The organism is Clostridia bacterium (assembly GCA_012841935.1).
In the GTDB taxonomy this organism is placed as follows: domain Bacteria; phylum Bacillota; class Peptococcia; order DRI-13; family DTU073; genus DUTS01.
In genome coordinates this window covers 1-11,355 of the sequence record DUTS01000111.1, presented here as the reverse complement: position 1 = coordinate 11,355, position 11,355 = coordinate 1, and the positions used below count along the sequence as shown (strand labels likewise).

Annotated in this window: 11 protein-coding genes and 1 tRNA gene; 1 reads left to right on the top strand and 11 read right to left on the bottom strand. The window is 39.4% G+C overall.

The features are described 5' to 3' along the window. Window positions 1-41: 41 nt before the first annotated feature. The 5 genes from GX687_06255 to GX687_06235 all read right to left on the bottom strand — a co-directional run bounded on the left by GX687_06255 (window position 42) and on the right by GX687_06235 (window position 4,343). Window positions 42-1,487, bottom strand: coding sequence for a glutamate--tRNA ligase (locus tag GX687_06255; protein HHX97039.1), 1,446 nt, complete (start codon window positions 1,485-1,487; stop codon window positions 42-44). After that, window positions 1,480-1,968 (bottom strand): 2-C-methyl-D-erythritol 2,4-cyclodiphosphate synthase, encoded by a 489-nt coding sequence (locus GX687_06250; GenBank protein HHX97038.1) that lies wholly within the window; start codon window positions 1,966-1,968, stop codon window positions 1,480-1,482. The genes GX687_06255 and GX687_06250 overlap by 8 nt, the downstream gene beginning before the upstream one ends. Next, window positions 1,968-2,669, bottom strand: a complete 702-nt coding sequence (gene ispD, locus GX687_06245) for a 2-C-methyl-D-erythritol 4-phosphate cytidylyltransferase (GenBank protein ID HHX97037.1) — start codon at window positions 2,667-2,669, stop codon at window positions 1,968-1,970. Before ispD ends, GX687_06250 begins: the two co-directional genes overlap by 1 nt. Then, entirely contained in the window at window positions 2,656-3,777 is a 1,122-nt protein-coding gene (locus GX687_06240) for a hypothetical protein (protein ID HHX97036.1), read from the bottom strand. The genes ispD and GX687_06240 overlap by 14 nt, the downstream gene beginning before the upstream one ends. 89 nt (window positions 3,778-3,866) lie before the next feature. Further along, window positions 3,867-4,343 carry a CarD family transcriptional regulator gene (locus GX687_06235; protein ID HHX97035.1) on the bottom strand — a complete coding sequence of 159 codons (477 nt, stop codon included), beginning with the start codon at window positions 4,341-4,343 and terminating at the stop codon, window positions 3,867-3,869. Window positions 4,344-4,550: 207 nt separating this feature from the next. Between GX687_06235 and GX687_06230 the strand changes: the two genes are divergently transcribed. Then, window positions 4,551-4,946: a DUF1573 domain-containing protein gene (locus GX687_06230; GenBank protein ID HHX97034.1), complete on the top strand. Its 396-nt coding sequence runs from the start codon at window positions 4,551-4,553 to the stop codon at window positions 4,944-4,946. A gap of 7 nt (window positions 4,947-4,953) precedes the next feature. On the opposite strand, the gene radA is transcribed toward GX687_06230, so the two are convergent. From radA to GX687_06200, 6 genes are all read right to left on the bottom strand, one after another. After that, window positions 4,954-6,312 carry a DNA repair protein RadA gene (gene radA / locus GX687_06225; protein HHX97033.1) on the bottom strand — a complete coding sequence of 453 codons (1,359 nt, stop codon included), beginning with the start codon at window positions 6,310-6,312 and terminating at the stop codon, window positions 4,954-4,956. Between the two features lie 19 nt (window positions 6,313-6,331). Further along, window positions 6,332-8,767, bottom strand: coding sequence for an ATP-dependent Clp protease ATP-binding subunit (locus GX687_06220; protein ID HHX97032.1), 2,436 nt, complete (start codon window positions 8,765-8,767; stop codon window positions 6,332-6,334). A gap of 1 nt (window position 8,768) precedes the next feature. Then, window positions 8,769-9,833: a protein arginine kinase gene (locus GX687_06215; protein HHX97031.1), complete on the bottom strand. Its 1,065-nt coding sequence runs from the start codon at window positions 9,831-9,833 to the stop codon at window positions 8,769-8,771. A 12-nt stretch (window positions 9,834-9,845) separates the two neighbouring features. Further along, entirely contained in the window at window positions 9,846-10,346 is a 501-nt protein-coding gene (locus tag GX687_06210; GenBank protein HHX97030.1) for a hypothetical protein, read from the bottom strand. A gap of 18 nt (window positions 10,347-10,364) precedes the next feature. Further along, on the bottom strand, window positions 10,365-10,826 hold the full coding sequence (locus GX687_06205) for a CtsR family transcriptional regulator (GenBank protein HHX97029.1): 462 nt from the start codon (window positions 10,824-10,826) through the stop codon (window positions 10,365-10,367). A 176-nt stretch (window positions 10,827-11,002) separates the two neighbouring features. Beyond that, window positions 11,003-11,077, bottom strand: a tRNA-Asn gene (locus GX687_06200). Between the last annotated feature and the right edge of the window lie 278 nt (window positions 11,078-11,355).

Here is an 11,355-nt window from a genome sequence, read left to right as displayed (position 1 = left end):
TTAAAAAAACTCTTTTCATGCTAACCCTCCTCTATCTAAAATTAAGCCAATACATTGGCTAAACGCCTTAAAGTTAAGTCTTTACCCAAAATGGCAATAATTTGCTGTAATTCCGGGCCATGTGCTTGTCCAATTAAAGCCGCTCTTAAGGGCATATAGACCTCCTTACCCTTGAGCTTTAAATCCTTAATTATTGTTTTTAAGATAGCTTGAATGCCTTCTGGGGTAATTTCATCTAAAGCAATTAACTGTTCCCGAAAAGTTTTTAAAACCAAAGGAGCAGTTTCCGCATTTAAAGCCATGTGTGCTTTTTCATCAACTATTTCTACCGTTTCCCCAATAAAGGGCTTTAACTTTTCTACTACATCCTTTACGGTAATTAAACGTTCCCCCAATATAGACAAAGCTGTTTCCACCCATTTCACCTCGGCAGGAGTAGGAGCCAAAAGTCCGGCGGCAACTAAATAAGGTACTGCTAAATTAGTTAATTCCACAGATGAATAATCTTTTAAATAAAGTGAGTTTAGCCAGCGTAATTTTTCCAAATCAAAAACTGCGGGATTTTTAGCTACACGCTCCAAAGAAAATTGCTCGATTAATTCCGCCATACTAAACTTTTCCGCTTCACCCTCTGGGGCCCAGCCCAAAAGAGCCAGAAAATTCACTACTGCCTCAGGTAAATAACCCTCTTTTTGATATTGAATTACCGAAGTAGCCCCATGACGTTTACTCATCTTACTGCGGTCTTTACCTAAAATTAAAGAAACATGGGCAAAATGAGGCAAAGGAAAACCCAAAGCCTGGTAAAGCAAAATTTGCCGCGGTGTATTGGACAAATGTTCCTCAGCACGAATCACATGACTAATTTTCATCAAAGCATCATCAATTACCACTGCATAATTATAAGTGGGCAAACCATCAGATTTAACAATAATGAAATCACCAATATCTTCACTTCGAAAAACAACACGACCGCGCACCAAATCATCAATTATAATTGCTTGATTAGCCGGAACTTGAAATCTAATCACCGGCTGCCGGCCTTGAGCTAAATATTTTTCCCTTTCCACTGGTGACAAAGTACGACATTTCCCACTATACATGGGGGGCCTGCCGGCTTGTCGGGCTTTTTGCCGCTCAGCTTCTAATTCTGCTTCACTACAAAAACAATAATAGGCTTGTCCAGCGGTCAATAATTCCTGTGTATATTTCTCATAAAAGGATAGTCTTTCTGTTTGTCGATAAGGACCATATTCACCACCCCGATCAGGTCCTTCATCCCAGGTAAGACCTAACCATTCCAAAGACTTATAAATATCTTTTTCAGATTCACGCCGTGATCTGGCTTGATCAGTATCTTCAATCCGTAAAATAAACTTGCCGTCCAATTGACGTGCAAACAAATAATTAAATAACGCGGAACGTGCTCCTCCAATATGTAGTGGTCCGGTAGGACTAGGAGCAAATCTTACCCTAATTTCAGTCATCAGTCATCTCCCCCTCTTTTAATAAACAACAAGCATATGCAGCGATCCCCGTTTTTTCCCCAATAAACCCCAAGCCTTCACTAGTAGTAAACTTTACATTAACCCGCTGAGGTGTTATCCCCAAGACCTCAGCCAAATTCACCTGCATTGCCCCCCGATAGGGGGCCAATTTAGGCACTTCAGCCACTACAGTACAATCTAAATTAACACAAAAAAAACCCTCTGCCTGAAGCAGACCCACAACCTTCTGCAATAAATCCAAACTATAAACATTGTGATAAGCTAGTTCACTATCCGGGAAAAAAACTCCTAGATCACCTTTAGCTGCTCCACCCAATAAGGCATCCATTACCGCATGGGTTAAAACATCAGCATCAGAATGACCCTTTAAACCCAGCTCAAAAGGGATTTCCACACCACCCAAAATCAAGGGTCTTCCCTTTATAAAACCATGTACATCATAGCCAAAACCAATTCGCATCATTCAAAATCCTTTTCCTTTAATTTTTCTCTTAAAAAAACCAAATCCCCACTAGTGGTAATTTTAAGATTATGGTATTCACCTGGCACCATAAATACAGGGACTCCTAATTTTTCCACCAAAGACGCATCATCTGTTCCCTGCCAACCCAGCTCTTTTGCTTTTTGATAAGCCTTTACTATTAATTCCTTGGTGAAAACTTGTGGAGTTTGAGCCTGCCATAATTTTTCCCGCGGTGGAGTTTGAGCAATACTTAAATCAGAGTTAACCATTTTAATTGTATCTTTTACCGGCACTCCGACAACTGCAGCTTCGGTTTCTTTTGCACGCTTAATCACTTGTGTGATAACAAAAGGAGAGATTAAAGGACGCACACCATCATGAATTACCACCCACTCAGTTTCCGCAGTTAAAGCCTTTAAACCCTGATAAACAGAATCCTGTCTTTCTTTCCCACCAGCAACCAACTTTTCAACCTTTTTAAAACTATATTTTTTCACAATTTCACGGCAGTAGTCTAAATTCGCTGCGGGAACAACAATAATTAAAGAATCAATTAAAGGATGGGCCTCAAAGTGAGCCAATGTGTACGTCAAAAGAGGACGTCCCTCCACCTCAAGAAACTGTTTGCTGACACGTCCCCCCATCCTTTTTCCTCGGCCTGCTGCCAAGATTAAAGCGGTAATTTTAGCCAATGGCATCCACCTCAGTTAAGGTTCTAGAATCATTAAATTTCGGTTTAGCAAAAATCATTCTCCCCGCCGCAGTTTGCAGGACACTAGTAACCACAACAGCAATATGCTGATTAATATATTGCTTTCCCGATTCCACGACAATCATGGTACCATCATCAAGATAACCAATCCCCTGCTGTGATTCTTTACCATCCTTAATAATCTGTACAGTTAATTCCTCACCAGGGAGAAAAATAGGTTTTAAAGCATTGGCTAATTCATTAATATTTAACACTTGAATTCCCTTTAACTCGGCAATCTTATTTAAATTATAATCATTTGTATAAATATCCGCGTCCAATTCTTCGGCCAGACGCACCAATTTGCTATCCACTTCCGCAATTTCCGGAAAATCCCGATCACAAATTTGCACCCGCACCTCTAATTCCTTACGCATTTTATTTAAAATATCCAGACCACGCCGTCCGCGATTTCTTCTTAATTGATCCGAAGAATCAGCAATATGACGTAATTCTTTTAAAACAAATTCCGGGACGAGTAAAATCCCTTCCGCAAACCCACTTTTACAAATATCGGCAATCCGTCCATCAATAATCACACTGGTGTCCAATATTTTATATAGACGTGCGGATTTTACTTTAGCCGCACCTTTTTCCCGATCTCTACTTCCTAGTCTAGGGAAAAGGTGAAAAATACTTAACAACTCTTCCTTCTTTTTATAACCAATACTTAAACCCAAATAACCAAAGAGCACACTACAAAATACACCTACATAACTACCAATCAAAGGAACCCTGGCAAAAGAAAAGCCCAATAAACTGGCAATAATAAGTCCAATAGTTAAACCGATTGCCGCCCCCAACAAATCACTTAATGGCATCTTCTGTAATTTCTTTTCTATCCAATCGGCCAACTGCATAAATTTTCTGGTTATCCAAGGGGCCAAACTAAAACCCAAAAGGGCAAACACAAATCCGGGCAAGATAACCAAGGCTACTTGTAAAAACAAAGGAGCTGATACTAACCAACTAATTCCTCGTACAGTATAACCTAAAGAAAGACCACCAACTAAAAAAATTAAGGCGATAAATAAGCGCACTATTTTCTGGAGCATTTCATCACCTCCTTTGTCCCCTAATCCTAGCTATTATACGCAATATTTATATGAACGTAAAGCAAAAAAGCGTCAACCAAATGACGCCCTTAAGCTAAATATTGCTGTAGGAGATCCTTGATTTGCTCCTCTTCCCCTTCTCTCGCCAGTACTAACTCACTTAGCAATATCTGGCGTGCATTGTCAAGCATTTTCTTTTCACCTGTAGATAAACCCTTTTCCCTGTCCCGAGCAGCTAAATTTCTAACTACTTCCGCTAGTTCATAAATATTACCGGTTTTAATCTTTTCCATATTATGACGATATCTCCTGTTCCAGTTATTGGACATTGGTGAATCGTCTTGCTGCAAAATATGAAATACCCGACTAATCTCTTCACTATTAATTACTTTACGCATTCCTACAGCATCTACATTATTAATGGGGACCATAACTTTCATTTCACCAATAGGCATTTTTAAAACATAATAATTACGTTTCTCGCCCAGAATTTCTTTTTCCTCGATAGCCTCAATAATTCCGGCCCCATGCATTGGATAAACTACTTTATCCCCTATTTCAAACATCTTCTCCACCTCCCCAAAACCAGCACACTGATATTCTTATTTTAACAAAAAAACACTTCCTTGTCAAAAACGTATTATTATATATCATTATCCCCTAAGGAGTCAACTATTATTCACCTTTTCTATTTCCTACCTTATTGACAGGGCAAAAGATCTTTCAGTATAATAGCAGTAGTGAACCACAGGTATAAAAAAGGAGGGGTTACTTTGGCAGAATTTAATTGCCGTGATTTTGAAAAAACCGTATTTACCTATTTACTCCGCCATCAAAGTATTTTAGACCTTTTGGCTAAATGCCAAGAATCATCGGCACGTACTAATCGGGCCATCACCAAAGCTGTCACCAACTGCGGCTGCTTAAAAATTAAAGCTGAAAAACAACCTATACCACCAGAAGCTAACTTAAGTGATTTAAAAAAGTTTTTTTCCAGTCATTTAGATGGTGAGCTGTGCGATATTTGTCGAGAAATTATTGTAGATGAATTAGGCAAAAATCTCTTTTACATAACCGCTCTTTGTAATACCTTAGGTATCAGTTTACAGGAAATTATTGAGGCTGAACATCGAAAAATTAAAACATTAGGCAAATTCAACCTAACATAACCCCCAATTACATTAAAACAAGTTCTACTGCTTCTTTAAGGGTCTTGGCAGCCATTAATTCCAAGCCCTTTTTTTGTTTTCGCAATTCCGCAATTTTTTTACCTTGGGGAACTAAACAATGGGTAAAACCCAATTTTTCTGCTTCCCGCAAGCGTTTTTCCAAAAAGGAAATACTTCTGATTTCCCCAGTAAGGCCCACTTCTCCCATTAATACCAAATGTGGAAGAGTGGGTCTATTTTTTAAACTAGAAGCCAAAGCAATGGCAATAGCCAAATCCAAAGCCGGTTCTTGTACTTTGATTCCCCCTACTACATTAACATATGCATCTTGCTGACTTAAATTTAAACCAACTCTTTTTTCCAACACTGCCATTAATAAATTAACCCGATTATAGTCAACACCTGTAGCCACCCGGCGAGGATGTCCAAAAACACTTTGACTTACCAAGGCCTGAATTTCCACTAATAAAGGACGAGTGCCCTCAATACTAGCTGCTACTACAGAACCAGGTGAAGCTTGTGGTCTCTCGGCTAAAAAAGCTTGCGAAGGATTTAAAATCTCCTGCAAACCACTATTTCTCATTTCCCAAACACCTAGTTCAAAGGTGGACCCAAAACGATTTTTAATACTCCGCAAAATTCGATATTGATGCTGACGTTCACCTTCAAAATATAAAACTGTATCCACCATATGTTCTAAAACTCGCGGTCCAGCAATACCACCTTCCTTAGTTACATGACCTACAATTAAAAGTGGCACATTAAATTCTTTAGCCAAAGCCCCCAACCTACTCGTGGCCACTTTTATTTGACTAATACTGCCCATAGTAGAGGTTAATTCCGCACAAAAAACAGTTTGAATAGAATCAATAATAATTAAGGCTGGCTTTATTTTTCCTATTTCCTGTTCAATTAAACCCAAATCAGTTTCAGACCAAAGGTAAAGACGTGCTGCCTCCAAACCCAGACGTGAAGCCCGCATTTTAATTTGCTCAACTGACTCTTCACCAGAAATATATAAAACTGTATTTCCCTGCCGAGCTACATAATCTGCAACTTGTAAAAGTAGAGTAGATTTACCAATACCCGGGTCCCCAGCCAAAAGAACAATGGAGCCGAGAACCAACCCCCCACCCAGTACACGATTTAATTCTCGACTCCCCAAATCCAAGCGAGCTACAGCCTGATTTTCAATTTCGGAAAGTAATTGTGGACGTGTTAAAGCTCTCTTTTGAACAGAACGCGGTAAAGATTGCTCCACCTCTTCCTCCAAGGAATTCCAAACACCACATTCTGGACAGCGGCCCAACCAGCGCAGAGCAATATAACCGCATTCTTGACAAACAAACTTACTCTTAACCTTCAACTCCCCAGCCCCTTTTCATTCAAATTACCCGTACAACCACTTCTTCACCTTCAAGCTCAACCCTAATCTGATCTCCTTTTTGAAAAGTCTGCTTGAGTAGTTCTTCTGACAAGCGATCTTCAACTATTCGCTGTACGGCCCTTCTTAAAGGTCTTGCCCCAAAAAGGGGATTATAGCCTGCTTGCATTACCTTTTCCTTAACAGCCTCACTTACTTCCACTTCAATTTCTTGTTCACGCAGACGTGCAATCACTTGATTAATTAATAAAGTAGTAATTTTCTTTAACTGTTCCTGATATAGTGCATGGAAGATAATAATTCCATCTAAACGATTCAAAAATTCCGGACGGAAAGCCTTTTTAATAGCCTCCATAACCTCTTTTTTCATTTCCTGATGCTTATCCTGCTTATCAGCATTGGGAACAAAACCAACGGTTGTGCCCTGACCAATTTGACTAGCCCCCAAATTGGAAGTCATAATCAAAACAGTATTACGGAAATTAACCGTACGTCCTTTAGCGTCTGTGAGACGTCCATCCTCCATTACTTGTAAAAGGGCATTAAAAACATCAGCATGAGCCTTTTCAATTTCATCAAGCAGAATCACCGCATAAGGCTTACGTCTAACAGCCTCAGTTAATTGACCACCTTCATCATAACCTACATAACCTGGAGGAGCACCAATTAAACGTGCTACCGTATGTTTTTCCATATACTCGGACATATCCAATCTAATCAATGCCTCTTCATCACCAAAAAGAATTTCAGCTAAGGCTTTAGCCAACTCAGTCTTCCCTACTCCAGTAGGGCCAGCGAAAATAAAGGAACCGATTGGTCTTTTAGGATCTTTCAATCCAGCACTAGCTCTTCTGATCGCCTGTGAAATGGCGGTAATCGCCTTTTCCTGTCCAATGACCCGCTTACCTAATAATTCCTCTAGATTTAATAACCGCTCAGCCTCTGCTTGGGTTAATTGCTGTACCGGCACCCCGGTCCAACTAGAAACCACCTCAGCAATTTCAGCTTCAGTAACCAATTCAGTTTTTTGTCCCTGTTCCTGCTCCCACTTGCTTTTTTCCTCTGCCAACTGCTGCTGTAATTTACGTTCTTCATCCCGCAATTCAGCCGCCTTTTCATAATCCTGACTAACAATAGCTGCTTCTTTTTCTTTACTGAGATTTTCAATTTCCTGTTCCAATTCGCTAAGATTAGGGGGTGTAGTAAATCCCCGTAATCTTACTTTAGAAGCAGCCTCATCAACCAAATCGATGGCTTTATCTGGTAAGAAGCGATCCGAAATATAGCGAACAGCAAGATCCACAGCAGCCTGTAAGGCTTTATCCGTAATTTTAACCCGATGATGAGCTTCATAAAGATCCCTTAAACCTTCTAAAATTTGTAAAGCAACCTCTGCAGTAGGTTCTTCAACCATAATTGGCTGAAAACGCCTTTCCAAAGCCGCATCTTTTTCTACATATTTACGATATTCATCAATTGTGGTCGCCCCAATAGCCTGTAATTCTCCCCGAGCCAAGGCTGGTTTAAGAATATTGGCAGCATCAATAGCTCCTTCGGCAGCCCCAGCCCCAACTAAAGTATGCATCTCATCAATAAATAAAATAACATCCCCACTACTTCTAATTTCCTCAATTATTTTTTTCAAACGCTCTTCAAATTCACCCCGATATTTAGAACCAGCTACCAAAGCCCCCATATCCAAAGCAATGACTCTTTTTTCTTTAATTGTTTCCGGGACTTTTCCTTCAACAATATATTGAGCTAAGCCTTCGGCGATGGCAGTTTTACCCACACCAGGATCACCAATTAAAACCGGATTATTTTTAGTTCTACGGCTTAATACTTGAATTACCCGCTCAATTTCCTTTTGACGTCCGATCACCGGATCAATTTTTCCCGCCTGTGCCAATTCAGTAAGATCACGACCATATTCATTTAAAGTAGGTGTAGCCCTTTTACGCCCCTTACCTGTCTGTGTACTCATAGTTTTCTGTAAAGGAATACTACCACCACCCAATAAAGCAAAAACTTGCTTGCGAATGGCATCAGCCGTAACCCCTAAATCTAATAAAGCCTGGGCAGCTACTCCCTCACCCTCCCGCACTAAACCCAAAAGTAAATGTTCAGTACCTACATAATTAACACCCCAGCGAATCGCTTCATCATTAGCCAGTTCTATTACTTTTTTAGCCCGCGGTGTAATACTAACCTTAGTAGTAGTCAAATGAGCCGGAGAGACCAAATCTGTAACCGCCTTACGTACCGAATTCAAATCCAAACCCAATTCAATCAAGGCCCGGGCCCCGACACCTTCATTTTCTCTTAATAAACCAAGTAAAATATGTTCAGTGCCAATAGCTGCATGTCCTAGTGCCTTAGCTTCTTCACCTGCCAAATATAAAACATGTTGTGCTCGACGAGTAAATTTTGAAAACATATTAATTTCCCCTCCTTATTTTAAATTTACGGGCAAAAAATTGTGCCCGTGCGGCATCACGCTCCCCAGCTTCCATTTTCTTACCTACATATCTTTGAATAAAAGCCGGCTGTGCCCAAACCAATAATTCACATAAATTACCTACTACCCAATCCCTATTTAAAAGACCCAAATCAATTCCTAATCGAACATCAGATAAATAAGTTAGGGCCTCTTGTGAAGTTAAAATAGCCGCATTTTGTAAAATACCAAAAGCCCGTCCGGCTCGATCCTTGACCCGCAGGGGGCACTCCTCTAAAAGCCATTCCCTAGCCCGTTCTTCTTTTTCGACAATTTCTAAGGTAAGGGTAGTCAAATTTCCCACAATTTCTTTTTCAGTTTGGCCCAAAGTAGTTTGATTAGAAATTTGATATAAATTACCAACTGCTTTAGTACCTTCACCATATAGTCCCCTAACCGTAAAACCTAATTGTCCCAAAGAACGAAAAACATTGCCTGCTTGTTGAGTTATAACTAAAGCTGGTACATGGACCATAACACTAGCCCTTAAACCAGTACCCACATTAGTAGGACAAGCAGTTAAATAACCCTTTTGAGGATGAAAAGCATATTTTAATTTATTTTCCAATTGGTCATCAAGTGCATCAGCCCTTTCCCAAGCTTTTTCCAATTGCAAACCAGGATAAAAAACCTGAATACGCAAATGATCTTCCTCATTGATCATAATACTAATTGTTTCCGTTTCATCAATTAATAATCCTTTATTTACACCCGCCTCCGTATGTTCAGGACTAATTAAATGTTTTTCCAAAAGAATCTGTTTTTCCAAAAGAGGTATATCCTGTAAAGAGTAAAAGTAAAGTTTATTTTTTGCCTCCAAAGTTTCAGCAGCTTTTCTTACCTTTTCCAAAACAGTAAATCCAGAAGTTTCGTTTTGAAAAGCAGGCATGGGTAATTTCTCTAAATTACGTGCCAAACGAATCCGTGAACTTAAAACCAAATGATGTTCAGGACCTATTGCTTTTGTCCAACTACTCTGCGGTCGAGTAACAATTTTTTCAATCATACTTACCTACACCTACCCTTCTTGATGCTTTTTTTCTAATTCCTTAATTTTATCCCGCAATACTGCGGCTTGCTCATAAGCTTCTTTTTCTATCGCTAATTTTAATTGTTCCTTTAAAGCTTTTATCTGACGATCAACACGTAAACTGCTGCCCAATCTCAAAGGAATTTTACCATGATGTACAGTAGCCCCATGCATTTTTCGCAAAGCTGGCTCTAAATAAGCCGAAAAATGATCATAGCATACACTACAACCAGCTCTCCCCAATTTGGCAATTTGACGATAGGAAACTCCACAATTGGGACAGACATCTACTTGAATTTCTTTTTGTTTAACCAATGGTTCTTTAAAAAACACTCCCAAAAGATCATAAAGAGGTGTTTTGGGGAAATTCATACCTACTTGTTCCAATTGAGCACACTCATCACACAAATTCTTTTCGGTTTTTTGCCCATTAATATATTGTGTAATATGCACATTAGCCGGGTTTTTTTGACATCTCTCACATAACATTATTTTTTCCCCTTTCGTTTAATAATCTTCACGACACAAACCGGTTAAAACCGCCTGCATAATTTTAGCCCGCAATAAATCTCTTTCCGGCAAACCTAAAAATAATGTTTCCCGATCAATAATCATGACTAATAATTTATATTCCCGTTCAGTAATTAATCCCTCTTCAAAAAATCGTTTTAAAATACCCTCAGCTTCTCTTTGAGATAATCCCGATTCCATTTCTTGATAAATCTCTTTTAAGGAATAATGAGGCCATAAATTCCAAGCTATTTTGGCAATCCGAATATAGCCGCCCTCACCACGTCTGCTTTCCACAAAATAACCCTGTAAAGGAGTAAATCTCGTACTTAAGACATAATTTATTTGTGAAGGCACACATTCAAAAACCTCAGCCAATTCATTACGCTGTATTTCTATCACCTGCTGCTCAGCCAATAATTTTTTTAAATATTCCTCAATTCGCCTGGCTAAACTCATTTTTTCACCTGACCTTTTCTGACCTTCTGGCTATATTATATCAATTTTACTCCCTTAATATGCAAGTACCTTCCCCAACAAAAAAGAGCGGTTAACCGCAATTAACCGCTCTTTGCTCCCCTTTTTACACTTTTACACGTTATTATAAAAAAACCCAATTTAACCGGGATTTTTTCTGGCTCCCCGAGTAGGATTCGAACCTACAACCCTGCGGTTAACAGCCGCATGCTCTACCGTTGAGCTATCGGGGATTAAATATCTGTACCAAATATATTACAACAAACTGACCAACAAGTCAAATCATTAGCGTGCTCAGTTAGTGTAAAATTACTTTGGGGTACTTTTTGTTTAATATAAACAATTGGGACAAGTACCCAAAAATTACAATATATTTTAACGACAATTACCGACTTAGATCTGGAATATCCCACCCATGAGGAGCTGGCAATTTTATCTGGACTTAACCGGGTCACCGTAACCAAACAATTAAATTTAGCCCTCTCCCGGGAATAGGAAAAGCCCCTAGACG